Source organism: Pantoea sp. GM_Pan_4, assembly GCF_026541005.1.
GTDB classification, from domain to species: domain Bacteria; phylum Pseudomonadota; class Gammaproteobacteria; order Enterobacterales; family Enterobacteriaceae; genus Pantoea; species Pantoea dispersa.
Genome location: NZ_JALNUZ010000013.1, coordinates 1 through 19,245 on the forward strand (window position 1 = coordinate 1; position 19,245 = coordinate 19,245).

Sequence of the window (19,245 nt, forward strand, 5' to 3'; positions counted from 1 at the left end):
TCTGCTGAGCCGCCTGCGTTGCCGCTTTGCCGTCTCAGTGGTGGCGCATTATAGGGATCCGGATTTTTTGCACAACCCCTTTTTTCGATCTTTTTTATCGACTGGCGAGTTTTCACTCTTTTCGCTGCGATCGCGAGCGATCCGCGCAAAAATCAGCTTGTTTACCCGCACCGGAAGCCGCAGGCTAGCGGGAAACATCAGAAAAGGAGAAATAGAATGTCTGTAGCCCTGCGCCCTTATAAGCAACATATTCCCCACACCGGCGAACGTGTGATGGTGGATAGCAGCAGCGTGGTCGTTGGCGAAGTCGAGCTGGCTGATGATGTCAGCATCTGGCCACTGGTAGCAATCCGCGGTGACGTGAATAAAGTGGTGATTGGTAAACGCAGCAATATCCAGGATGGCAGCGTGCTGCACGTTACGCATAAATCCAGCAGTAATCCCGATGGCTTTCCATTGATCATCGGTGAAGACGTGACGGTGGGCCATAAAGCAATGCTGCACGGCTGCACCATTGGCAACCGCGTGCTGGTGGGTATGGGCTCGATCCTGCTGGATGGCGCGATCGTCGAAGATGAGGTGATGATTGGCGCCGGCAGCCTGGTGCCACCCGGTAAACGCCTGCAAAGCGGCTATCTCTATTTAGGCAGCCCGGTGAAGCAGATCCGGCCACTAACCGAAGCGGAAATAGCCGGACTGCTTTACTCCGCTAACAATTATGTCGGCTGGAAAGATGAATATCTGACTCAGGGCAGCCACAGCCAGCCCTGATCGTCGGCCTGCTCCGCCCGGAGCAGCTGCTCGGCCTCTTCCTCCAGATCCCAGCGATGCGCGCTAAACAGCGCCATCGCCTCTCCGGCACCAAAACGTTGCTGCAGCGCCGGCAGCGATATTGCGCAGGTCAGTCCCATACCATTCACTAAGACCGGGAACAGCACCGCCTGCCTGACTGCGTCCCAGCTTTCCCGATCGGGAAACTGGATAGCCTGATTCATGCCTGCATCGCCTGTTTAAGTTGATCGATGACCGGCGCGATCTCCGGCATAACGCCATGCCACAGCTGAAACGCATGCGCCGCCTGACCCACCAGCATGCCGAGTCCATCCGCCAGCTGCTGTGTGCCGTGCTGCTGGCACCACGCCAGAAATGGCGTCAGCCCCTGCTGATAAAACATGTCGTAACAGCGCACCTGCGCATCAATCAGCGTAACCGGCAGCGGCGGCACGTCGCCCGCTACGCCGCTGGAGGTGGCATTGATGATCAGATCAAAACGATCGCCGGCCAGTTGATCAAAACTCATCGCCTGGATCGCCCCACTGTGCTGGAAAAGCTCAGCCAGCTGTTGCGCGCGTTCTGCCGTGCGGTTAACCACCACCAGCGCGCAGCCCGTCGAGAGCAGCGGCAGGATCACCCCACGCGCCGCGCCGCCCGCACCCACCAGCAGAATTCGATCGCCCGGCCGGATTAGCTGCAGCCGTTGCAGATCGCTCAGCAGGCCGATGCCGTCCGTGTTATCACCCAGAATCGAACCATCGGCTCTCTTCTTTAAGGTATTTACCGCGCCGGATAATGCCGCGCGTTCGCTGAGCTCATCCGCGAATTCCCATGCCTGCTGTTTAAACGGCAGCGTAACATTGGCGCCTTTGCCACCGGCCGCAAAAAACGCCTCTATCGCCTGCGGGAACCCTTCCAGCGGTGCGCAGATGCGTCCGTAAGGATGTTCAATACCGGTCTGCTCAGCAAAAGCGGCGTGAATAAACGGAGATTTGCTGTGGGCGATGGGATGACCAAAAACGGCAAACTTTTCCATAATCAGCCCTGACGAATGAGTTCACCGCTAATAGCATCGCGGATTTCAGAAGGATTCAGGCGACCGCCGGTGGCCGCCTGCAACACCGGGAACTGCGAGCCAAACTGCTCTGCCACTTCGGCGGCGCTGCGGCACGGCGGCTGACCGGTTAAATTCGCGCTGGTTGAGACCAGCGGCTTGCCAAATCCGCGACACAGCGCCTGGACCTGCGGATGATCGCTGACGCGAATCGCCAGCGAATCAAAGCGGCCGGTTAACCAGCGCGGCGTATGCGGCGAAGCAGGCACCACATAGGTGACCGGACCCGGCCAGCTGGCAAACATACGTTCGCGCTGCAGCACGGTGAGTTCGCGATCGGCAATATAAGGCTCAAGCTGCGTATAATCAGCGGCGATCAGAATCAGACCCTTTTCTACCGGGCGCTGTTTCAGTGCCAGCAGGGCCATCACCGCGCTTTCGCTGTCCGGATCGCAGCCAAGGCCGAATACGGCTTCGGTAGGGTAAGCAATCACTTGCTGTTGCTGAAGTTGTTCGATGCAGAAGTCGAGGCTTCCGGGTGCATGCTGGCTCTGGTTCATGATCACTCTTCATCCTGGGCGATGGGCTTACCGCAGCGTTTGCTGGCGCAGAAGCGCTTCATGCCCTGTGCGGTTTTCTTTTCTATTAATAACGGGAACTGGCAATGGGGGCAGACACCTTCCAGCGGCGTGGCGTTGATCGCGAACTGGCAGTCGGGATAACGGTCGCAGGCATGGAAGGTTTTGCCATAGCGTGAACGGCGCTGCACCAGCTTGCCGCTGGCGCACTGCGGGCAGGCAATTGCGGTTTCGTCCGGCTTATCGATGGTTTCCGTGTAATCACACTCCGGATAGTGGCTACAGCCGACAAACATGCCGAATCGCCCCTGGCGCAGCACTTTGTCCGCACCACACTGCGGGCAGGCATGGCCTTCCAGCACTTTGACAATATGGCCATCACCCTGGCTTTTCAGCGGGCGAATATAGTCGCAGGTTGGATAATTCACACAGCCGAGAAAAGGCCCGTGTTTGCCGGCACGTACCACTAATTCTGCCCCGCAGGCGGGGCAGGGATCGTGTTTACGCACGGTAAATAGTGCTGGTTTACTCATATTACCGAATGCATTAATCGCAAATTAATGCAGCATACCTTCATTGACGTCGAATAACAGTTCTTCCATCTGCTGATAGGCATTTTCACACCCGGGGATGTTAAACAGCACCATCAGCACCACCCATTTGAGATCTTCCAGATCGAATTCCAGCGTATCAAGCGCCATAACCCGTTCGATGACCATTTCGCGCGTTTCCATATTCAGCACCTGGATTTGCTCCAGGAACAGAATAAAACCACGACACTCGGCATCTAAACGCTGGCTCTCTTCTTCCGTGTAGATTCGCATGGAGAGCGGATCGTTAGCCAGCAACACTGGCGCGACCAGACCATCCTGATAATCCGCTAACCGCTCAAGCCAATTCAACGCATTGTAGATATCTTCGCGATGAAAACCGGCATCGGTTAAGTCATCGGTCAATTTATCCTGGTCAACGCGCATTTCAGCCTCGTTGTGGATATACGTCTCAAACAAGTACATAAGTACGTCGAACATGGCATGCCCTCCTCAATCGGACATAGCCGCCGGGTACAGCTGCGATCCATCCTGCTAACTCCAGCTCCAGCAATTGCGCTGCGATAACTGGCACAGGTTGGCCGGCACGTTCAGCGACGACGTCAACAGGTGTAACCTCATCACCTACGTTAGCCAACACGCTGGGAAATGGCAATGGCACATCATCACTGAGTTGTGAATATATTGTTTCTGAGATGCTGGCCGGCAACCATTGCAGGGCAGAATGCAAATCCTCAAGGATATTGTTGGGATGCGCCACCAGCAGCGCACCCTGCTGAATCAGCCAGTGCGTGCCTTCACAGCCAGGATTACCCAGCGCGCCAGGCAGCGCATACACGTTACGGTTTTGTTCCAGCGCATACCGCGCCGTCACCAGCGAGCCACTCTTCAGTGACGCTTCAACCACCAGCACGCCATGACTCAGGCCACTGATAATACGATTACGCCGCGGGAAATTTACCGCATGGGGCGCCATCGACAGCGGCAGTTCTGAAACCAGCGCGCCGCCGCTGGCGATGATCTCCTGTGCCAGCGGCTGATGGCTTTTCGGATAGAGATGATTCAGCCCGCTGCCCAGCACGGCCAGAGTTTTGCCCTGCACTTCCAGCGCGGCACGATGCGCCACGCCATCAATACCGCGCGCCAGCCCGCTGGTGATGGTCAAACCGCTTAGCGCCAGCTGCTGGGTAAACCAGCTGCCCCATTCTCTGCCATACGGCGAACAGTGACGACTGCCGACCACCGCCAGTTGCGGTGTCGCGAGTGCAGAGAGGTCACCCGCTATATAAAGGGCAGCCGGATAGCGGCTGATTTCCCGCAGCCGGGCGGGATAATGTGCGTCGCTGCAGGCGATCAGATGATGTTGCGCCTGTTGCAGCCAGCGCTGCGTTGTTTCCAGCTGCCGTGGACAGAGGGCGAGAAACTGTTGCCGCTGCGTGTCGTCCAGACCGTGCTGCTGCAGCCACGCGTCGTCAACGTGGCTGGCGGCCAGAAGCGCCATGATGAACTGACGGGCGCGCTCACCGCTTAAACCCCAGACGTAAGTCAGCCTGATAATCCTTTCACTGCGTTCCATGCTGCGCTCCCTGTCAGCCGTGCTCTGATGCGGCACAATGCTGTCAATCAGGCCCCAAAAAGTCTACAATATGAGGCAGTAATCTTTTCTTTAACGCATACAGATCTGGATATTTATGTCAGTTTTGCAGGTATTACATTTCCCTGACGATCGCCTTCGCAAAATTGCTGCACCCGTTGCGGCTGTGAATGCTGACGTTCAGCGTATTGTCGACGATATGTTTGAGACCATGTACGCCGAAGAAGGCATTGGTCTGGCGGCGACGCAGGTGGATATTCACCAGCGCATCATCGTGATTGATGTTTCTGAAAGCCGCGAAGAGCGCCTGGTGCTGATTAACCCGGAGCTGCTGGAAAAAAGCGGCGAAACCGGTATCGAAGAGGGTTGCCTGTCGATCCCGGAACAGCGGGCGTTTGTGCCGCGTGCCGAGCGGGTCAAAGTGCGCGCGCTGAATCGCGACGGTAACAGCTTCGAGCTGGAAACCGACGGTCTGCTGGCGATCTGCATCCAGCATGAGATCGACCATCTCGACGGTAAACTGTTTATTGATTATCTGTCGCCGCTGAAGCGTCAGCGTATTAAACAGAAACTGGAAAAACTGGCCCGCCAGAATGCGCGCGCATCCTGAGAGCGAACAGAAGGTTGAACTGTGTCTGCACCGTTAAAAATCATCTTTGCCGGTACTCCTGACTTCGCAGCGCGTCATCTCGACGCGCTGCTTGCTTCTGAGCATCAGGTGGTTGGCGTCTTTACTCAGCCCGACCGCCCTGCCGGACGTGGCAACAAACTCACGCCGGGCCCGGTAAAAGTGCTGGCTCAGGCGCATGATATTCCCGTGTTTCAGCCAAAGTCCCTGAAGCCGGAAGAGAATCAGCAGCTGGTTGCCGGACTGCAGGCCGATGTGATGGTGGTCGTCGCTTATGGTCTGATCCTGCCTCAGGCGGTGCTGACGATGCCGCGCCTTGGCTGCATCAACGTACACGGCTCGCTGCTGCCGCGCTGGCGTGGTGCGGCGCCGATTCAGCGCTCACTGTGGGCCGGCGATAACGAAACCGGTGTGACCATCATGCAGATGGACGTGGGTCTGGATACCGGCGATATGCTGCACAAAATAACCTGCCCGATTAATGCCGACGATACCAGCGCATCGCTGTACGACAAGCTGGCGCAGCTGGGCCCGCAGGGGATGCTGACCACGCTCAGCCTGCTGGCCGCCGGCAGCGCGCAGCCCGAAGTGCAGGATGAGACCCTGGTAACTTACGCGGAAAAGCTCAGCAAAGAAGAGGCTCGTCTTGACTGGTCGCTCTCTGCTGTTCAGCTGGAACGGTGCATTCGCGCCTTTAATCCGTGGCCGGTGAGTTATTTCCTCATCGACGATCAGCCGGTCAAAGTCTGGCAGGCCAGCGTATTACCGCACCGCAGCGCCCAGCCGGGAGAAATTCTGCAGGCGGACAAACACGGCATCCAGATTGCTACCGCTGACGGCGTGCTGAATCTGCTCTCACTGCAGCCTGCCGGCAAAAAAGCCATGGCGGCGCAGGATCTGCTCAATTCGCGTCGTGAATGGTTTACACCCGGCACCGTTCTGGCCTGATTCTCCAGCCCGGTCTCCGCCGGGCTTTTTGTTTGATGAATGAATATGAAAAAAGCGACCAACCTGCGCAGCCTTGCCGCGCAACTGATTGAACGCGTGGTGGATAAAGGGGAATCGCTGAGCGCGATTCTGCCCGCTGCGCAAAAAACGCTGGCAAACAACGATGGCGCGCTGCTGCAGGAGTTGTGTTTTGGCGTGACGCGCACGCTGCCGCAGCTGGAAGCGTTGATTAATAAGCTGATGGCGCGGCCGTTAACCGGCAAACAGCGCGTGCTGCACTATCTGATCATGGTAGGCCTGTATCAGCTGCTGTATACCCGCGTTCCGCCGCACGCCGCGCTGGCCGAAACCGTGGCCGGGGCTGAAGCACTGAAGCGGGCAAATCTGAAAGGCTTGCTTAACGGCGTGCTGCGTCAGTTCCAGCGTCAGCAGGACGCACTGCTGGCAGAGGTCAATCAGGGCCCGCAGCGCTACTGGCATCCGGGCTGGCTACTGAAACGGCTGCAAACCGCGTGGCCAGAGCAGTGGCAGCGGATTGTAGAAGCAAACAATCAGCGACCGCCAATGTGGCTGCGCGTGAATCGTCAGCATCACAGCCGTGACGCCTGGCTGGCGTTATTAACCCAGCAGAATCAAAATGCGTTTGGTGCTGACGCGCCGGATGCGCTGCGTCTTGAAGCTCCGGCTCCGGTCAGTCAGCTGCCAGGCTTTGAGCAGGGCTGGGTGACGGTGCAGGATCTCTCTGCTCAGCGTTGTGCCCTGCTGCTGGCGCCGGAAAACGGCGAAACCATTCTCGACCTGTGCGCTGCGCCCGGCGGCAAAACCACCCATATTCTCGAAATTGCGCCGCAGGCACGCGTGATGGCGGTGGATATCGATGCGCAGCGCCTGTCGCGCGTGACGGAAAACCTGCAGCGTCTGGGGATGCAGGCTGACGTGCGTCAGGGCGATGGCCGCACGCCAGCGGCCTGGTGCGACGAGCAGCAATTCGACCGCATCCTGCTGGATGCGCCCTGCTCGGCCACCGGCGTTATTCGACGCCATCCGGATATCAAATGGCTACGCCGCGATCGCGATATCGACGAACTCGCCGCGCTACAGCGTGAGATTCTGGCGGCCATCTGGCCACGCCTGAAATCGGGCGGTACGCTGCTTTATGCCACCTGCTCAGTGCTGCCGCAGGAGAACCAGCAGCAGATCGAGGCTTTCCTCGCGACGCATGACGATGCGGTGCCGCAGGCACTGCCACAGGGGCAACTTAACGGCTGGCAGGTTTTCCCTGCCATCGATGGCGGCGACGGTTTCTTCTACGCTAAGCTGATGAAAAAATAGTGCAGCGCACAGTGACAAGAGCAACGTATCCATGAAAATTATTATCCTCGGCGCCGGCCAGGTGGGCGGCACGCTCGCTGAAAACCTGGTGGGCGAAAACAATGACATCACCGTGGTTGATAGCGATCCCTCACGCTTACGCGTGCTGCAGGATAAGTTTGACCTGCGCGTGGTGCAGGGCCATGGTTCGCACCCGCGCGTGTTGCGTGAAGCCGGCGCCGAAGATGCGGATATGCTGGTGGCGGTCACCAGTTCTGACGAAACCAACATGATTGCCTGTCAGATTGCTTACTCGCTGTTTAACACGCCAAACCGCATTGCCCGTATCCGCGCCGCCGATTATCTGCGCGATGCGGAAAAGCTGTTCGTGCCGGAAGCGGTACCCATCGACCATTTGATCTCGCCTGAACAGCTGGTGATCGACAATATCTATCGGCTGATTCAGTACCCTGGCGCGTTGCAGGTGGTGAATTTTGCCGAGGGCAAAGTCAGCCTGGCAGTGGTCAAAGCCTATTACGGCGGACCGCTGGTGGGCAATCCGCTGTCGATCCTGCGTGAACATATGCCGCATATCGATACCCGCGTAGCCGCGATTTTCCGTCAGGATCGTCCGATCCGCCCGCAGGGATCGACGATCGTCGAAGCTGGCGATGAAGTGTTTTTTATTGCCGCCAGTCAGCATATTCGTGCGGTGATGAGCGAGATGCAGCGGCTCGAAAAGCCCTATAAACGCATTATGCTGGTCGGCGGCGGTAATATCGGCTTTGGCCTGGCGCAGCGGCTGGAGAAGCAGTACAGCGTTAAGCTGATTGAACGTAATCAGCAGCGCGCAGCTGAACTGGCTGAACATCTGCAGGATACCATCGTGTTCTATGGCGATGCCTCGGATCAGGAACTACTGGCAGAAGAGCATGTCGATCAGGTCGATCTGTTTATCGCCGTCACTAACGACGATGAAGCCAATATCATGTCAGCGATGCTGGCCAAAAAGATGGGCGCGAAAAAGGTGATGGTGCTGATCCAGCGTCGCGCCTATGTCGATCTAGTGCAGGGCAGCGTGATCGATATTGCGATCTCACCGCAGCAGGCCACGATTTCTGCGCTGCTTGGCCACGTGCGCAAAGCCGATATTGTCGGCGTCTCTTCACTGCGCCGCGGTATTGCGGAAGCCATCGAGGCCATTGCCCACGGTGATGAAACCACTTCGCGCGTGGTAGGCCGCCTGATTGAAGATATTAAACTGCCGCCGGGCACCATTATCGGCGCGGTGGTGCGTGGTGATGACGTGATCATCGCCAATGATAATGTGCGTATTGAGCAAGGCGACCACGTGATCATGTTCCTCACCGACAAAAAGTTTGTGCCGGACGTTGAACGTCTGTTCCAGCCGAGCCCGTTCTTCCTGTAACGCGTTGTGATTGGGCTGCAGTGAGAGTGGTGTTTAATCCATTGTTATAATGGCAATTACACGAAGGTTTGTTAGACTTTAGCCATTGGCCAAGGCAAGGAGATAACAATGAGTTTATTCAAAGAGTTTCGTGATTTTGCGATGCGCGGTAACGTGGTGGACTTGGCGGTCGGTGTGATCATCGGTGCTGCGTTCGGTAAGATCGTATCGTCACTGGTTGCGAACATCATTATGCCACCGCTCGGTTTATTGATTGGCGGCGTCGACTTTAAGCAGTTTAAATGGGTACTCAAGCCAGCAGAAGGCGATATCCCAGCGGTGGTGATGGAGTACGGTAACTTTATTCAGACGGTATTTGACTTCATCATCGTAGCGTTTGCTATCTTCATTGCCATCAAAGTAATGAATAAACTGTATAAAAAGAAAGAAGTGGAAAAACCAGCGCCTAAACCGACCAATGAAGAAGTGCTGCTGACCGAGATTCGCGACCTGCTTAAGCAACAAAATAATAAAGTGTGATAAATAAAAGCCGCCAGTTTCAGGCGGCTTTTTTGTCACTAAAGCAGAAGGCCAGAGGTAAACACTGTTGCTTACCGCTGGCCTCCTGATTCGCTCCCTTCGCGTGTTTATCTTTACGCCGGTAGCTGCCTTTCCCCTTCTGATTGCGCTCAACACGCTGGCGATACAGCGGATCGTGTAACAGAGCTTCCAGGGCGTTATCGTTAATTTTGCCTTTTCGATGCTGATAGTGACTCATATCGTCCTCCGGTTAGTGATGGCGCAACTATAGTTCCTGCGCGCCAGAATTCAATCCTTGCTACAACAAATTTCAGGATGCGGATCTTCACCGGTTTCCAGTGCCTCGAGGATCGAACAGCAGGCGCTACTGTGCCGGTCGCCACAGCAGGTTTCCGCCAGCCGTTGCAGTGAGCGCTGCATGGTTTGCAGTTCGCCAATCATACCGTTCACCTCATCCAGCCGTTTCGCCACGATCGCTTTTGACTCTTCACAGGTATGATGCTCTGGATCGATGCGGATCGACAGCAGGTCGCGGATCGATTCCAGGCTGAAACCAAGCTGCCGGCCGTAACGGATAAAACGCAGGCGCTGCAGATCGTTATCGCTGTACAGGCGGAAGCCGCCCTCGGTGCGTACCTCATGATCCATCATCTGCTGCTTTTCATAAAAGCGGATGGTGTCCGGCGTCACGTCCGCCAGTTTTGCCAGCTGGCCAATGCGATACATACTATTTCTCCTGCTGTAGCCACTGACCGATCGCCGGGCGGTATTCGCCACGCAGAAAATCGGTGCTCATGCCAGCCTGCTGCAGCTTCATCTCCAGCAGTGTCAGGCGTTTGGCCAGTTCGTGCGCCTCGCTGTCGTCAGGATCAAGTTCACGAAGCAGATCGCTCAGTGCCAGCGCGTCGCGGCGCATCTCCAGTTCCGGTGGGAGATAACCGGCGTTTTTCAGCAGTCGCCAGGCACTGCGCAATTCCGCCGGCACACCACTGTCATCGTCCAGCGTGAGCGGCGCACCCTCACCAGGCAGATTGCTCAGCTCACCCTTTTCCTGAGCGGCGCGGATGTGTTGCTCAGCCAGCTGATCGATAAGCCACATAGAAACCTCCTGCAGGCATGTCTGCCAACAGCATAGCGAATGGAGGGGAAATAGGAAGAAATGACAGGCAATAAAAAACCCGCCGAAGCGGGTTTTTTACGTTACTGCAAATTACTCTGCAGCAGCTTCTGCTTGAGCTTCTGGACGATCAACCAGCTCGATGTATGCCATCGGAGCGTTGTCACCAGCACGGAAGCCACACTTCAGAATGCGAGTGTAACCACCGGCACGGCTCGCGAAACGCGGGCCCAGCTCGTTAAACAGTTTTGCCACGATCTCGTTATCACGAGTACGGGCGAATGCCAGACGACGATTAGCTACGCTGTCGGTCTTGGCAAGAGTAATCAGCGGCTCAACTACGCGACGCAGCTCTTTGGCTTTCGGCAGAGTCGTCTTAATGATCTCATGACGAACCAGAGAACCAGCCATGTTGCGGAACATAGCCTGACGATGGCTGCTGTTGCGGTTCAGTTGACGACCACTCTTACGATGGCGCATGACCTTATCCTTCTCAGTGAAACCTTAACCTGCGATCCGGTTATTCATCAGCAATGCTTGCCGGTGGCCAGTTTTCCAGGCGCATGCCCAGAGACAGACCACGTGATGCGAGCACGTCTTTAATCTCGGTAAGAGATTTTTTACCCAGGTTAGGCGTTTTAAGCAGCTCAACCTCGGTACGCTGTACCAGATCACCGATGTAGTGGATAGCTTCTGCCTTGAGGCAGTTAGCAGAGCGGACAGTCAATTCCAGATCGTCAACAGGGCGCAGCAGGATCGGATCGAATTCTGGTTTCTCTTCTTTGACTTCCGGCTGACGTACATCACGTAAGTCAACGAAAGCTTCCAGTTGTTCTGCCAGGATGGTTGCCGCACGACGAATCGCCTCTTCAGGATCGATTGTGCCGTTGGTTTCCATTTCGATGACCAGCTTGTCCAGGTCGGTGCGCTGTTCTACACGCGCTGCTTCAACATTGTAGGCGATACGGTCTACAGGGCTGTAGCAAGCGTCAACCAACAGACGGCCGATTGGGCGCTCATCTTCTTCCGAATGAATTCGGGCAGAAGCCGGCACATAACCACGACCACGCTGAACTTTGATACGCATGCTAATAGACGCGTTTTCATCGGTCAGATGGCAGATCACATGCTGCGGCTTGACGATTTCGACATCACCGTCGTGGGTAATGTCGGCTGCAGTCACAGGGCCAATGCCAGATTTATTCAGAGTGAGGATGACTTCATCTTTACCCTGAACTCTTACCGCCAGCCCTTTCAGATTGAGCAGGATTTCCAGGATATCTTCCTGTACGCCCTCTTTGGTGGAGTACTCGTGCAGCACGCCATCAATCTCAACCTCGGTCACCGCGCAACCCGGCATGGAAGAAAGCAGAATACGGCGCAGTGCGTTACCAAGAGTATGGCCAAAGCCACGCTCTAACGGCTCAAGGGTCACCTTGGCGTGCGTCGAACTCACTTGCTCGATATCTACCAGGCGCGGTTTTAGAAACTCTGTCACAGAACCCTGCATTGTGTCCTCTCTTTGGTACTAAGCTTTACTTAGAGTAAAGCTCGACGATCAGGTGTTCGTTAATGTCCGCAGACAGATCGGTACGCTCAGGAATACGCTTGAACACACCTTCCATCTTAGTCGCATCAACTTCCAGCCAGGTTGGCTTTTCACGCTGCTCAGCCAGCTCCAGAGCGGCCTTCACGCGAGATTGCTTTTTGGCTTTCTCACGGATGCTTACGACATCATTCGGAGATACCTGATAAGAAGCGATGTTAACAACGCGACCGTTTACCATTACAGATTTGTGGCTAACCAGCTGACGTGCTTCTGCACGAGTGGCACCAAAGCCCATACGGTAAACTACGTTATCCAGACGACCTTCCAGCAGAGCTAACAGGTTTTCACCGGTGTTGCCTTTCAGACGCGCTGCTTCTTTATAGTAGTTACGGAACTGACGCTCCAGCACGCCGTAGATACGACGAACTTTTTGCTTTTCACGTAACTGGCCGCCGTAATCAGACAGACGCGGTTTACGCGCACCATGCTGACCAGGGGCTTGTTCAATTTTGCACTTGGAATCAATCGCGCGAACGCCAGACTTAAGGAATAAGTCGGTGCCCTCACGACGGCTCAGCTTGAGCTTAGGACCCAAATATCTTGCCATTTTCTTTCTCCAACTAACCTAAAAAACGGAACGTTAAACGCGACGTTTTTTCGGCGGACGACAACCGTTGTGAGGGATCGGAGTCACATCAGTAATATTAGTGATGCGGAAACCAGCGGCGTTCAGAGCACGAATAGTAGATTCGCGGCCTGGACCCGGACCCTTAACCATAACTTCCAGGTTCTTAATACCGTAATCTTTCACGGCTTCTGCACAGCGCTCTGCAGCGACCTGAGCAGCAAACGGAGTAGATTTACGTGAACCGCGGAAACCGGAACCACCGGCGGTTGCCCAACCCAGTGCGTTACCCTGACGATCAGTAATAGTAACGATGGTGTTGTTAAAAGACGCATGGACATGAGCCACGCCATCTGAGACTTGTTTTCTTACACGCTTACGTGCACGAACTGGTGCCTTTGCCATTATTTACTCACCCCGATTATTTCTTGATCGGTTTACGCGGACCCTTACGGGTACGTGCGTTGGTCTTAGTACGCTGACCGCGCACCGGCAGACCACGACGATGGCGTAAACCACGGTAGCAACCAAGGTCCATCAGACGCTTGATGCTCAGGGTGATTTCACGGCGCAGATCACCTTCAACAACGAATTTACCAACTGCTTCACGCAGCTGATCAATTTGTTCTTCAGACAGCTCACTGATCTTAACATTTTCAGCGATGCCCGTTTCAGCACAGATGGCTTTAGAACGGGTTTTGCCGATACCGAAGATCGAAGTTAATGCGATAACGGTATGTTTTTGATCAGGAATGTTAATGCCTGCTATACGGGCCACTATGCACTCCTATAATTAAATAAATGCGTACCATGCTGAAAAGCCCGTTTTCAGGATACTCAAATGGAAACGCATCGACATACAAAAGATTGGCTGGCTAATCTAGCCAGCTCAACCCGACTTTGCAAGAAAAATATGTGACTTAATCAGCCCTGGCGCTGTTTATGCTTAGGCTCGGAGCTGCAGATCACACGTACGACACCGTCGCGACGAATGATTTTGCAGTTACGACATAATTTCTTGACGGAAGCACGAACTTTCATTTTTACTCTCCGTAACTTCTCAAGCTACTGAATTAACGGCCATAGCCTTTCAGGTTAGCTTTCTTCAATGCAGACTCGTACTGACTGGACATCATCAGAGTTTGCACTTGAGCCATAAAGTCCATGATGACAACCACTACAATCAGCAGCGAGGTGCCGCCAAAGTAGAAGGGAACCTTCATGGCATCACGCATGAACTCCGGGATCAGGCAGATAAAAGTAATATACAGTGCGCCGATTAAGGTCAGACGTGTCATTACTTTATCGATGTACTTCGCCGTTTGCTCTCCCGGACGAATTCCCGGTACGAATGCACCAGACTTCTTCAGGTTATCTGCTGTTTCACGCGGGTTGAAAACCAACGCCGTGTAGAAGAAACAGAAGAAGATGATTGCAGTCGCATAGAGTAGCACATAAAGCGGCTGTCCTGGCTGCAAATACAGCGAAATTGTTGTCAGCCAGTTCCAACCGGTACCGCCCCCGAACCAGGATGCTATCGTCGCCGGGAACAGGATAATGCTGGAAGCAAAGATGGCTGGGATTACGCCCGCCATGTTCACTTTCAACGGTAAATGTGTGCTCTGTGCAGCATATACACGACGACCTTGCTGACGTTTAGCGTAGTTGACCACAATGCGGCGCTGGCCACGCTCAACGAAAATAACAAAGAACGTCACTGCAAATACAAGAACTGCAACCAACAGCAACAGAAGGAAGTGCAGGTCGCCTTGCCGCGCTTGCTCGATGGTATGGCCAATGGCCGGCGGTAAACCCGCAACAATACCCGCGAAGATAATGATCGAAATACCGTTACCGATACCTCGTTCAGTAATCTGTTCGCCCAGCCACATCAGGAACATGGTTCCGGTAACCAGACTTACAACAGCGGTAAAGTAGAAAGCAAAGCCTGGATTTAATACCAGGCCCTGCATTCCAGGCATATTCGGCAGACCGGTAGCAATACCGATCGACTGGAATATAGCCAGAACCAGTGTGCCGTAGCGAGTGTACTGGCTGATCTTACGACGACCAGCTTCACCCTCTTTCTTAATCTCGGCCAACGCGGGATGAACCACCGTCAGCAGCTGGATAATAATAGAGGCCGAAATATACGGCATAATACCCAGCGCGAAGATTGAGGCACGACTGAGAGCACCACCAGAGAACATGTTAAACATTTCAATGATGGTGCCACGCTGTTGCTCAAGCAGTTTGGCAAGTACAGTGGCATCGATACCGGGGATTGGAATAAAAGAGCCAATACGGAAGACAATCAGTGCACCGATTACAAACAACAGTCTGCGCTTCAGTTCACCAAAGCCACCTTTGGCACTTTGAAAATCTAATCCCGGTTGCTTTGCCATCTGCTACTTATTCCTCGATTTTACCGCCAGCAGCTTCGATTGCAGCACGAGCACCTTTGGTGACACGCAGACCACGAATCGTAACAGGTGCAGATACTTCACCAGACAGGATCACTTTCGCGAACTCAATCTGTACACCGATGATGTTAGCTGCTTTCAGCGTGTTCAGGTCGACGATACCGCCTTCCACTTTCGCCAGATCAGACAGACGCACTTCTGCAGTCACGAATGATTTGCGCGAGGTGAAGCCGAACTTCGGCAGACGACGGTACAGAGGCATCTGACCACCCTCGAAACCACGACGTACGCCACCGCCAGAACGAGACTTCTGACCTTTGTGACCACGACCGCCGGTTTTACCGAGGCCAGAACCGATACCACGGCCCAGACGCTTGGAAGCGTGTTTAGACCCTTCGGCCGGAGACAGAGTGTTTAAACGCATCTCTTACTCCTCCACTTTCAGCATGTAAGAAATCGCGTTGATCATACCGCGTACAGCTGGCGTGTCTTCACGCTCAACGGTGTGACCAATACGACGCAGACCCAGACCAACCAGAGTGGCTTTGTGCTTAGGCAGGCGGCCGATTGAGCTACGGGTTTGTGTAATTTTGATTGTCTTAGCCATCGTGATTACCCCAGAATTTCTTCAACGGATTTACCACGCTTGGCAGCAACCATATCCGGAGACTTCATATTGCCCAGGCCGTCGATAGTTGCACGAACCACGTTGATCGGGTTAGTGGAACCATAGGCTTTAGCCAGAACGTTATGAACTCCAGCGACTTCCAGAACGGCGCGCATTGCACCGCCGGCGATGATACCGGTACCTTCAGAAGCCGGCTGCATGAACACACGAGAACCCGTGTGCGCACCTTTAACCGGGTGCTGCAGGGTGCCGTGAGTCAGCGCGACATTAACCATATTGCGACGAGCTTTTTCCATCGCTTTCTGGATCGCTGCTGGAACTTCACGCGCTTTACCGTAACCAAAACCAACGCGGCCGTTACCATCACCCACTACAGTCAGAGCGGTGAAGGAGAAAATACGACCACCTTTCACAGTTTTAGAGACACGGTTTACCGCGATCAGTTTTTCCTGCAGGTCGCCAGCTTGTTTCTCGATGTGTGCCATCTTAGACCTCTACCTTAGAACTGAAGGCCAGCTTCACGAGCAGCATCTGCAAGTGCCTGGACGCGACCATGATATTGGAAACCGGAACGGTCGAAAGAAACATCTTTGATGCCTTTTTCGATAGCGCGCTCAGCCAGAGCTTTACCTACAGCTGCAGCGGCGTCTTTGTTACCGGTATACTTCAGTTGTTCAGCGATAGCTTTTTCTACAGTAGAAGCAGCAACCAGAACTTCGGAACCGTTCGGGGCGATTACCTGTGCGTAAATGTGACGCGGGGTACGATGTACCACCAGGCGAGTAGCACCCAGCTCTTTGAGCTTGCGACGTGCACGGGTCGCACGACGGATACGAGCAGATTTCTTATCCATAGTGTTACCTTACTTCTTCTTAGCCTCTTTGGTACGCACGACTTCGTCGGCGTAACGAACACCCTTGCCTTTGTAAGGCTCAGGACGACGGTAGGCGCGCAGATCAGCTGCAACCTGACCAATCAGCTGTTTATCAGCGCCTTTCAGCACGATCTCAGTCTGAGTTGGACATTCAGCAGTGATGCCGGCCGGCAGTGCATGGTCAACCGGGTGAGAGAAGCCCAGGGCCAGACTCACAGAGTTGCCTTTAACAGCTGCACGATAACCAACACCAACCAGTTGCAGCTTCTTGGTGAAGCCTTCGGTAACACCGATAACCATGCCGTTCAGCAGCGCACGGGCAGTACCTGCCTGTGCCCAACCATCCGCATAACCTTCGCGCGGAGCGAAAGTCAGGGCGTTGTCTGCATGCTTAACTTCTACAGCACTGTTGATAGTACGAGTCAGCTCGCCGTTTTTGCCTTTGATCGAAACTTCCTGACCGTTGAGTTTTACCTCTACGCCGGCAGGAACAACGACAGGTGCTTTTGCAACACGAGACATTTTATCCTCCGATTACGCTACGTAGCAGATAATTTCGCCACCAAGACCAGCCTGGCGCGCTGCACGATCAGTCATGACACCTTTAGAGGTAGAAATTACAGCAATGCCCAGACCGGCCATAACTTTTGGCAGCTCATCTTTTTTCTTATAGATGCGCAGACCTGGACGGCTAACACGCTGAATGCTTTCTACAACAGCTTTACCCTGGAAGTACTTAAGAGTCAGTTCCAGTTCCGGCTTGATGTCGCCTTCGATTTTAAAATCTTGAATATAGCCTTCTTCCTTCAGCACGTTGGCAATTGCCACTTTCAGCTTGGAGGAAGGCATAGAGACCGCAACTTTGTTCGCGGCCTGACCGTTACGGATACGGGTCAGCATATCCGCGATCGGATCTTGCATGCTCATCTGTGTTACTCCCGTGATTCAAATGGTGACAATTACCAGCTAGCCTTTTTCAGACCCGGGATTTCACCGCGCATTGCGGCTTCACGGACCTTGATACGGCTCAACCCAAACTTCCGCAGGAAACCGTGCGGACGACCTGTCTGACGGCAGCGGTTACGCTGACGTGAAGGGCTGGAATCACGCGGCAGACTCTGCAGCTTGAGAACGGCGTTCCAACGGTCTTCGTCGGATGCGTTCACATCAGAAATGATCGCTTTCAGTTCAGCGCGTTTTGCGAAGAACTTGTCTGCTAATTTCACACGCTTAACTTCGCGTGCTTTCATAGATTGCTTAGCCATTAAGTAACCCTACCTTACTTGCGGAACGGGAAGTCAAAGGCAGCCAGCAGAGCACGGCCTTCATCATCAGATTTCGCAGTAGTGGTAATGGTGATATCCAAACCACGAACGCGATCGACTTTGTCGTAGTCGATTTCTGGGAAGATGATCTGCTCACGAACGCCCATGCTGTAGTTACCACGACCGTCGAAAGACTTCGCGGACAGACCACGGAAGTCACGGATACGCGGTACAGCAATAGTGATCAGACGCTCAAAGAACTCCCACATGCGCTCGCCACGCAGAGTTACTTTACAGCCGATCGGATAGCCCTGACGGATTTTGAAGCCTGCAACTGATTTGCGTGCTTTGGTGATCAGCGGTTTTTGACCGGAGATTGCTGCCAGGTCAGCTGCTGCGTTATCCAGCAGTTTCTTGTCAGCGATCGCTTCACCAACACCCATGTTCAGGGTGATCTTCTCGACCCGAGGGACTTGCATGACAGAATTGTAGCCAAACTCTGTCATGAGTTTCTGGACTACTTCGTCTTTGTAGTAATCATGCAGTTTCGCCATCGTACTACTCCAAATTACTTGATAGTTTCGCTGTTAGACTTGAAGAAACGGACTTTTTTACCGTCTTCGAATCTAAAGCCTACACGGTCAGCCTTGCCGGTTGCCGCATTGAAGATTGCAACGTTAGAAACCTGAATAGCAGCTTCTTTTTCAACGATGCCGCCTGGTTGGTTCAGAGCCGGAACCGGCTTCTGGTGTTTCTTAACCAGGTTGATACCTTCAACGATGACCTTACCAGAAGTCAGGACATTCTTTACTTTACCGCGTTTACCTTTGTCTTTACCGGTAAGCACGATAACTTCGTCGTTACGACGGATTTTCGCTGCCATTGTTCGCTCCTTAGAGTACTTCTGGTGCCAGAGAGATAATTTTCATGAACTTTTCAGTACGAAGTTCACGAGTTACCGGCCCAAAAATACGCGTTCCGATAGGCTGCTCGCTGTTATTGTTCAGAATAACGCATGCATTACCATCGAAGCGAATGACAGAACCGTCCGGGCGACGAACACCCTTCCTGGTGCGCACCACTACCGCTTTCAGGACATCACCTTTTTTCACCTTGCCACGCGGAATTGCTTCCTTGATGGTCACTTTGATGATATCGCCGACGCCTGCGTAGCGACGGTGCGAGCCACCCAGAACCTTGATACACATTACGCGACGTGCACCGGAGTTGTCGGCGACGTTCAGCATAGTCTGTTCTTGGATCATTTTAGTGCTCCGCTAATGTCAACTACTACTTCGGGACCCAAACCTCAGGTCGTTAAAAAGCCCCATAATTGAGGGCGCGGCATTATAACACCGGTTCTCGCAGATGGGTAGAA

33 protein-coding genes are annotated in these 19,245 nt (G+C 54.0%); 7 read left to right on the plus strand and 26 right to left on the minus strand.

All coding sequences use genetic code 11. The annotated features are described in order from the left end of the window. Positions 1-226: hypothetical protein (locus tag OXR61_RS19775; RefSeq protein WP_230857102.1), on the plus strand; the 226-nt coding region annotated here is incomplete at its 5' end. Continuing rightward, positions 217-771: a gamma carbonic anhydrase family protein gene (locus OXR61_RS19780; RefSeq protein WP_058776575.1), complete on the plus strand. Its 555-nt coding sequence runs from the start codon at positions 217-219 to the stop codon at positions 769-771. The genes OXR61_RS19775 and OXR61_RS19780, both read left to right, overlap by 10 nt. Here OXR61_RS19780 and OXR61_RS19785 read toward each other — a convergent pair. The 6 genes from OXR61_RS19785 to dprA are packed head-to-tail and all read right to left on the minus strand — an operon-like array spanning position 747 to position 4,533. Next, positions 747-995: a DUF1488 domain-containing protein gene (locus tag OXR61_RS19785; protein WP_058759902.1), complete on the minus strand. Its 249-nt coding sequence runs from the start codon at positions 993-995 to the stop codon at positions 747-749. The genes OXR61_RS19780 and OXR61_RS19785 overlap by 25 nt on opposite strands. After that, complete coding sequence (gene aroE / locus OXR61_RS19790; protein ID WP_058776574.1) at positions 992-1,810, minus strand: shikimate dehydrogenase; 819 nt, start codon at positions 1,808-1,810, stop codon at positions 992-994. Before aroE ends, OXR61_RS19785 begins: the two co-directional genes overlap by 4 nt. A gap of 2 nt (positions 1,811-1,812) precedes the next feature. Further along, positions 1,813-2,388, minus strand: a complete 576-nt coding sequence (gene tsaC, locus OXR61_RS19795) for an L-threonylcarbamoyladenylate synthase type 1 TsaC (RefSeq protein ID WP_058776573.1) — start codon at positions 2,386-2,388, stop codon at positions 1,813-1,815. A 2-nt stretch (positions 2,389-2,390) separates the two neighbouring features. Beyond that, positions 2,391-2,939, minus strand: a complete 549-nt coding sequence (locus OXR61_RS19800; protein ID WP_241799004.1) for a type I DNA topoisomerase — start codon at positions 2,937-2,939, stop codon at positions 2,391-2,393. A 24-nt stretch (positions 2,940-2,963) separates the two neighbouring features. Continuing rightward, complete coding sequence (gene smg, locus OXR61_RS19805) at positions 2,964-3,437, minus strand: DUF494 family protein Smg (protein WP_031279836.1); 474 nt, start codon at positions 3,435-3,437, stop codon at positions 2,964-2,966. Beyond that, positions 3,409-4,533: a DNA-protecting protein DprA gene (gene dprA, locus OXR61_RS19810; protein ID WP_215480623.1), complete on the minus strand. Its 1,125-nt coding sequence runs from the start codon at positions 4,531-4,533 to the stop codon at positions 3,409-3,411. Before dprA ends, smg begins: the two co-directional genes overlap by 29 nt. 115 nt (positions 4,534-4,648) lie before the next feature. Between dprA and def the strand changes: the two genes are divergently transcribed. The 5 genes from def to mscL all read left to right on the plus strand — a co-directional run bounded on the left by def (position 4,649) and on the right by mscL (position 9,386). After that, positions 4,649-5,161, plus strand: coding sequence for a peptide deformylase (def, locus tag OXR61_RS19815; RefSeq protein WP_058776571.1), 513 nt, complete (start codon positions 4,649-4,651; stop codon positions 5,159-5,161). A 21-nt stretch (positions 5,162-5,182) separates the two neighbouring features. Next, a complete protein-coding gene (gene fmt / locus OXR61_RS19820; protein WP_058759898.1) occupies positions 5,183-6,127 on the plus strand; it encodes a methionyl-tRNA formyltransferase in 945 nt (314 codons plus the stop codon). A 45-nt stretch (positions 6,128-6,172) separates the two neighbouring features. Continuing rightward, complete coding sequence (gene rsmB / locus OXR61_RS19825) at positions 6,173-7,459, plus strand: 16S rRNA (cytosine(967)-C(5))-methyltransferase RsmB (protein ID WP_058776570.1); 1,287 nt, start codon at positions 6,173-6,175, stop codon at positions 7,457-7,459. Positions 7,460-7,490: 31 nt separating this feature from the next. Continuing rightward, entirely contained in the window at positions 7,491-8,867 is a 1,377-nt protein-coding gene (gene trkA / locus OXR61_RS19830; protein ID WP_021508228.1) for a Trk system potassium transporter TrkA, read from the plus strand. 108 nt (positions 8,868-8,975) lie between these two features. Beyond that, the gene (mscL, locus tag OXR61_RS19835; protein ID WP_021508227.1) at positions 8,976-9,386 is read left to right on the plus strand and encodes a large-conductance mechanosensitive channel protein MscL; all 411 of its coding nucleotides are present in this window, start codon (positions 8,976-8,978) and stop codon (positions 9,384-9,386) included. A 19-nt stretch (positions 9,387-9,405) separates the two neighbouring features. On the opposite strand, the gene OXR61_RS19840 is transcribed toward mscL, so the two are convergent. From OXR61_RS19840 to rplN, 20 genes are all read right to left on the minus strand, one after another. Beyond that, positions 9,406-9,624, minus strand: coding sequence for a ribosome alternative rescue factor ArfA (locus OXR61_RS19840; RefSeq protein ID WP_021508226.1), 219 nt, complete (start codon positions 9,622-9,624; stop codon positions 9,406-9,408). A 50-nt stretch (positions 9,625-9,674) separates the two neighbouring features. Further along, positions 9,675-10,112, minus strand: a complete 438-nt coding sequence (gene zntR, locus OXR61_RS19845) for a Zn(2+)-responsive transcriptional regulator (protein ID WP_058770984.1) — start codon at positions 10,110-10,112, stop codon at positions 9,675-9,677. A 1-nt stretch (position 10,113) separates the two neighbouring features. Next, positions 10,114-10,485 carry a DUF1992 domain-containing protein gene (locus tag OXR61_RS19850; RefSeq protein WP_241799005.1) on the minus strand — a complete coding sequence of 124 codons (372 nt, stop codon included), beginning with the start codon at positions 10,483-10,485 and terminating at the stop codon, positions 10,114-10,116. Between the two features lie 111 nt (positions 10,486-10,596). Then, on the minus strand, positions 10,597-10,983 hold the full coding sequence (rplQ, locus tag OXR61_RS19855) for a 50S ribosomal protein L17 (protein ID WP_003850180.1): 387 nt from the start codon (positions 10,981-10,983) through the stop codon (positions 10,597-10,599). A 40-nt stretch (positions 10,984-11,023) separates the two neighbouring features. Further along, positions 11,024-12,013 carry a DNA-directed RNA polymerase subunit alpha gene (gene rpoA / locus OXR61_RS19860; protein ID WP_007891688.1) on the minus strand — a complete coding sequence of 330 codons (990 nt, stop codon included), beginning with the start codon at positions 12,011-12,013 and terminating at the stop codon, positions 11,024-11,026. Between the two features lie 25 nt (positions 12,014-12,038). Beyond that, positions 12,039-12,659, minus strand: coding sequence for a 30S ribosomal protein S4 (rpsD, locus tag OXR61_RS19865; protein ID WP_010618555.1), 621 nt, complete (start codon positions 12,657-12,659; stop codon positions 12,039-12,041). Between the two features lie 33 nt (positions 12,660-12,692). Then, positions 12,693-13,082, minus strand: coding sequence for a 30S ribosomal protein S11 (gene rpsK, locus OXR61_RS19870; RefSeq protein ID WP_004160563.1), 390 nt, complete (start codon positions 13,080-13,082; stop codon positions 12,693-12,695). A 16-nt stretch (positions 13,083-13,098) separates the two neighbouring features. Next, positions 13,099-13,455 carry a 30S ribosomal protein S13 gene (gene rpsM, locus OXR61_RS19875; RefSeq protein WP_021508223.1) on the minus strand — a complete coding sequence of 119 codons (357 nt, stop codon included), beginning with the start codon at positions 13,453-13,455 and terminating at the stop codon, positions 13,099-13,101. Between the two features lie 146 nt (positions 13,456-13,601). Continuing rightward, the gene (rpmJ, locus tag OXR61_RS19880; protein ID WP_071813610.1) at positions 13,602-13,718 is read right to left on the minus strand and encodes a 50S ribosomal protein L36; all 117 of its coding nucleotides are present in this window, start codon (positions 13,716-13,718) and stop codon (positions 13,602-13,604) included. 32 nt (positions 13,719-13,750) lie between these two features. Then, positions 13,751-15,082, minus strand: a complete 1,332-nt coding sequence (gene secY, locus OXR61_RS19885; protein ID WP_021508222.1) for a preprotein translocase subunit SecY — start codon at positions 15,080-15,082, stop codon at positions 13,751-13,753. 7 nt (positions 15,083-15,089) lie between these two features. After that, positions 15,090-15,524, minus strand: coding sequence for a 50S ribosomal protein L15 (rplO, locus tag OXR61_RS19890; RefSeq protein WP_021508221.1), 435 nt, complete (start codon positions 15,522-15,524; stop codon positions 15,090-15,092). A 3-nt stretch (positions 15,525-15,527) separates the two neighbouring features. Then, complete coding sequence (gene rpmD / locus OXR61_RS19895) at positions 15,528-15,707, minus strand: 50S ribosomal protein L30 (RefSeq protein ID WP_013510758.1); 180 nt, start codon at positions 15,705-15,707, stop codon at positions 15,528-15,530. 5 nt (positions 15,708-15,712) lie between these two features. Continuing rightward, complete coding sequence (rpsE, locus tag OXR61_RS19900) at positions 15,713-16,213, minus strand: 30S ribosomal protein S5 (protein WP_010618560.1); 501 nt, start codon at positions 16,211-16,213, stop codon at positions 15,713-15,715. Between the two features lie 14 nt (positions 16,214-16,227). Further along, a complete protein-coding gene (rplR, locus tag OXR61_RS19905) occupies positions 16,228-16,581 on the minus strand; it encodes a 50S ribosomal protein L18 (RefSeq protein ID WP_013510760.1) in 354 nt (117 codons plus the stop codon). Between the two features lie 9 nt (positions 16,582-16,590). Further along, on the minus strand, positions 16,591-17,124 hold the full coding sequence (gene rplF / locus OXR61_RS19910) for a 50S ribosomal protein L6 (RefSeq protein WP_007891676.1): 534 nt from the start codon (positions 17,122-17,124) through the stop codon (positions 16,591-16,593). A 12-nt stretch (positions 17,125-17,136) separates the two neighbouring features. Further along, on the minus strand, positions 17,137-17,529 hold the full coding sequence (gene rpsH / locus OXR61_RS19915; protein ID WP_021508220.1) for a 30S ribosomal protein S8: 393 nt from the start codon (positions 17,527-17,529) through the stop codon (positions 17,137-17,139). 32 nt (positions 17,530-17,561) lie between these two features. After that, complete coding sequence (gene rpsN, locus OXR61_RS19920) at positions 17,562-17,867, minus strand: 30S ribosomal protein S14 (RefSeq protein WP_010618564.1); 306 nt, start codon at positions 17,865-17,867, stop codon at positions 17,562-17,564. Positions 17,868-17,881: 14 nt separating this feature from the next. After that, a complete protein-coding gene (rplE, locus tag OXR61_RS19925) occupies positions 17,882-18,421 on the minus strand; it encodes a 50S ribosomal protein L5 (protein WP_013510763.1) in 540 nt (179 codons plus the stop codon). Positions 18,422-18,435: 14 nt separating this feature from the next. Next, positions 18,436-18,750: a 50S ribosomal protein L24 gene (rplX, locus tag OXR61_RS19930; protein ID WP_021508218.1), complete on the minus strand. Its 315-nt coding sequence runs from the start codon at positions 18,748-18,750 to the stop codon at positions 18,436-18,438. Between the two features lie 10 nt (positions 18,751-18,760). After that, complete coding sequence (rplN, locus tag OXR61_RS19935; RefSeq protein ID WP_006120590.1) at positions 18,761-19,132, minus strand: 50S ribosomal protein L14; 372 nt, start codon at positions 19,130-19,132, stop codon at positions 18,761-18,763. Positions 19,133-19,245: the final 113 nt, after the last annotated feature.

Excerpts from the sequence above, each read along its gene's own strand:
- OXR61_RS19780 (WP_058776575.1), top strand. The coding sequence starts at position 217 with ATGTCTGTAGCCCTGCGCCCTTATAAGCAACATATTCCCCACACCGGC.
- OXR61_RS19785 (WP_058759902.1), bottom strand. The coding sequence starts at position 995 with ATGAATCAGGCTATCCAGTTTCCCGATCGGGAAAGCTGGGACGCAGTC.
- aroE (WP_058776574.1), bottom strand. The coding sequence starts at position 1,810 with ATGGAAAAGTTTGCCGTTTTTGGTCATCCCATCGCCCACAGCAAATCT.
- tsaC (WP_058776573.1), bottom strand. The coding sequence starts at position 2,388 with ATGAACCAGAGCCAGCATGCACCCGGAAGCCTCGACTTCTGCATCGAA.
- OXR61_RS19800 (WP_241799004.1), bottom strand. The coding sequence starts at position 2,939 with ATGAGTAAACCAGCACTATTTACCGTGCGTAAACACGATCCCTGCCCC.
- smg (WP_031279836.1), bottom strand. The coding sequence starts at position 3,437 with ATGTTCGACGTACTTATGTACTTGTTTGAGACGTATATCCACAACGAG.
- dprA (WP_215480623.1), bottom strand. The coding sequence starts at position 4,533 with ATGGAACGCAGTGAAAGGATTATCAGGCTGACTTACGTCTGGGGTTTA.
- def (WP_058776571.1), top strand. The coding sequence starts at position 4,649 with ATGTCAGTTTTGCAGGTATTACATTTCCCTGACGATCGCCTTCGCAAA.
- rsmB (WP_058776570.1), top strand. The coding sequence starts at position 6,173 with ATGAAAAAAGCGACCAACCTGCGCAGCCTTGCCGCGCAACTGATTGAA.
- trkA (WP_021508228.1), top strand. The coding sequence starts at position 7,491 with ATGAAAATTATTATCCTCGGCGCCGGCCAGGTGGGCGGCACGCTCGCT.
- mscL (WP_021508227.1), top strand. The coding sequence starts at position 8,976 with ATGAGTTTATTCAAAGAGTTTCGTGATTTTGCGATGCGCGGTAACGTG.
- OXR61_RS19840 (WP_021508226.1), bottom strand. The coding sequence starts at position 9,624 with ATGAGTCACTATCAGCATCGAAAAGGCAAAATTAACGATAACGCCCTG.
- zntR (WP_058770984.1), bottom strand. The coding sequence starts at position 10,112 with ATGTATCGCATTGGCCAGCTGGCAAAACTGGCGGACGTGACGCCGGAC.
- OXR61_RS19850 (WP_241799005.1), bottom strand. The coding sequence starts at position 10,485 with ATGTGGCTTATCGATCAGCTGGCTGAGCAACACATCCGCGCCGCTCAG.
- rplQ (WP_003850180.1), bottom strand. The coding sequence starts at position 10,983 with ATGCGCCATCGTAAGAGTGGTCGTCAACTGAACCGCAACAGCAGCCAT.
- rpoA (WP_007891688.1), bottom strand. The coding sequence starts at position 12,013 with ATGCAGGGTTCTGTGACAGAGTTTCTAAAACCGCGCCTGGTAGATATC.
- rpsD (WP_010618555.1), bottom strand. The coding sequence starts at position 12,659 with ATGGCAAGATATTTGGGTCCTAAGCTCAAGCTGAGCCGTCGTGAGGGC.
- rpsK (WP_004160563.1), bottom strand. The coding sequence starts at position 13,082 with ATGGCAAAGGCACCAGTTCGTGCACGTAAGCGTGTAAGAAAACAAGTC.
- rpmJ (WP_071813610.1), bottom strand. The coding sequence starts at position 13,718 with ATGAAAGTTCGTGCTTCCGTCAAGAAATTATGTCGTAACTGCAAAATC.
- secY (WP_021508222.1), bottom strand. The coding sequence starts at position 15,082 with ATGGCAAAGCAACCGGGATTAGATTTTCAAAGTGCCAAAGGTGGCTTT.
- rplO (WP_021508221.1), bottom strand. The coding sequence starts at position 15,524 with ATGCGTTTAAACACTCTGTCTCCGGCCGAAGGGTCTAAACACGCTTCC.
- rpmD (WP_013510758.1), bottom strand. The coding sequence starts at position 15,707 with ATGGCTAAGACAATCAAAATTACACAAACCCGTAGCTCAATCGGCCGC.
- rpsE (WP_010618560.1), bottom strand. The coding sequence starts at position 16,213 with ATGGCACACATCGAGAAACAAGCTGGCGACCTGCAGGAAAAACTGATC.
- rplR (WP_013510760.1), bottom strand. The coding sequence starts at position 16,581 with ATGGATAAGAAATCTGCTCGTATCCGTCGTGCGACCCGTGCACGTCGC.
- rplF (WP_007891676.1), bottom strand. The coding sequence starts at position 17,124 with ATGTCTCGTGTTGCAAAAGCACCTGTCGTTGTTCCTGCCGGCGTAGAG.
- rpsH (WP_021508220.1), bottom strand. The coding sequence starts at position 17,529 with ATGAGCATGCAAGATCCGATCGCGGATATGCTGACCCGTATCCGTAAC.
- rpsN (WP_010618564.1), bottom strand. The coding sequence starts at position 17,867 with ATGGCTAAGCAATCTATGAAAGCACGCGAAGTTAAGCGTGTGAAATTA.
- rplE (WP_013510763.1), bottom strand. The coding sequence starts at position 18,421 with ATGGCGAAACTGCATGATTACTACAAAGACGAAGTAGTCCAGAAACTC.
- rplX (WP_021508218.1), bottom strand. The coding sequence starts at position 18,750 with ATGGCAGCGAAAATCCGTCGTAACGACGAAGTTATCGTGCTTACCGGT.
- rplN (WP_006120590.1), bottom strand. The coding sequence starts at position 19,132 with ATGATCCAAGAACAGACTATGCTGAACGTCGCCGACAACTCCGGTGCA.